The sequence below is a fragment of the Actinoplanes lutulentus genome, assembly GCF_003259845.1.
In the GTDB taxonomy this organism is placed as follows: domain Bacteria; phylum Actinomycetota; class Actinomycetes; order Mycobacteriales; family Micromonosporaceae; genus Actinoplanes; species Actinoplanes lutulentus.
Genome location: NZ_QLMJ01000051.1, coordinates 1 through 1,110 on the forward strand (window position 1 = coordinate 1; position 1,110 = coordinate 1,110).

Sequence of the window (1,110 nt, forward strand, 5' to 3'; positions counted from 1 at the left end):
GAGGCCCAGGGCGAGCGTGACGTTCTCGAGCATGCCGGCGCCGAACCATTGCCGGACAGCCTCGTCGGATCCGAGGAGTTCGCTGATGAGTTCGACCTGTTTGGCGTAGCACCACCGCACGGCGTCACCGACGAGGGGTTCGTCGGCCGCGCAGTTGGCGTGCATGAGGAATCGCAGCACCTCGCGGTCCTGGATCAGGGAGCCGTAGGCGGACCGGGCGGTGCGGAGATTCGACTCCGGCGGCTGTGGTGCGGGGCCGGCCTCGGCGATGTGGGCGGCGATGGTGGTCGTCATCAGCTCGGACACGTGGAAGACGGCGTGAGCGAAGAGTGTCTGTTTGTTGGCGAACAGGCGGTAGAGGTACGGCTGCGAGATGCCGGCGCGTTCGGCGATTTCATTCGTCGTCGTTCCGTAGAAGCCCTTGCGGGCGAAGCACGAGACCGCGGCTTCCAGGACGGCTTGGCGGCGCTTGTCGCTCTTCTCGCGGGAGCCGGGGGCGGGCATGACCGACAGTCAATCACGCCGGTGTGGCGCGGGGCCGGTGCCCCGCGCCGCACCGGACTCCGTCAGCTGCCGAACGCGACCTGGTCCGCGCCGGCCCCGTCTGTGCCGGGGGTCAGGGCCTCGATGGCGACGAGCGGGTTCCAGTAGTCGACGTAGCGGGTGATCCGGCCCGCCGCGTCGGTGTAGACCACGGAGATGCAGGTCTGCTCGTAGGGCTTGCCGGTGGTTACCGCTCGTCCCGTCGACCGGAATTCGGCGATCGCCTTGGTCGGTTCGGTGCTCTGGTGGAAGACCAGGTCCACGAACTTCACGTCGAAGGTCTTCGGGAAGTTGTTCATGTGGGCGATCAGTGCGTCGCGTCCCTGGACCGCGCCGGGAACACCGGTCGGGGCGAAGGGGAACTCGAGGACCGCGTCCGGGGCGAACAGGTCGATCCACTCGTCGATCTGCCCGGATGACACCAGCCGGATGTGCTCGGCGATAGCGCGTTCGGCGACGGATTGCTGCGCGGAAACCTGGGTGTCAGTCATGCGCGTTCCTTTGTTAGTGGTTGACCTATCACTAACGTACCGGGTGGTGTCCCAGCTGGGAAGCGCGAGCCCGGTG

General features: G+C 67.0%; 2 protein-coding genes. Both read right to left on the reverse strand.

The window, feature by feature from the left end; genetic code table 11:
• Positions 1-504, reverse strand: a 504-nt coding sequence (locus tag B0I29_RS45050) for a TetR/AcrR family transcriptional regulator (RefSeq protein WP_111655317.1), incomplete at its 3' end; no start/stop codon positions are given.
• A 62-nt stretch (positions 505-566) separates the two neighbouring features.
• Positions 567-1,034 carry a nuclear transport factor 2 family protein gene (locus B0I29_RS45055; protein ID WP_111655316.1) on the reverse strand — a complete coding sequence of 156 codons (468 nt, stop codon included), beginning with the start codon at positions 1,032-1,034 and terminating at the stop codon, positions 567-569.
• Positions 1,035-1,110 lie beyond the last annotated feature (76 nt).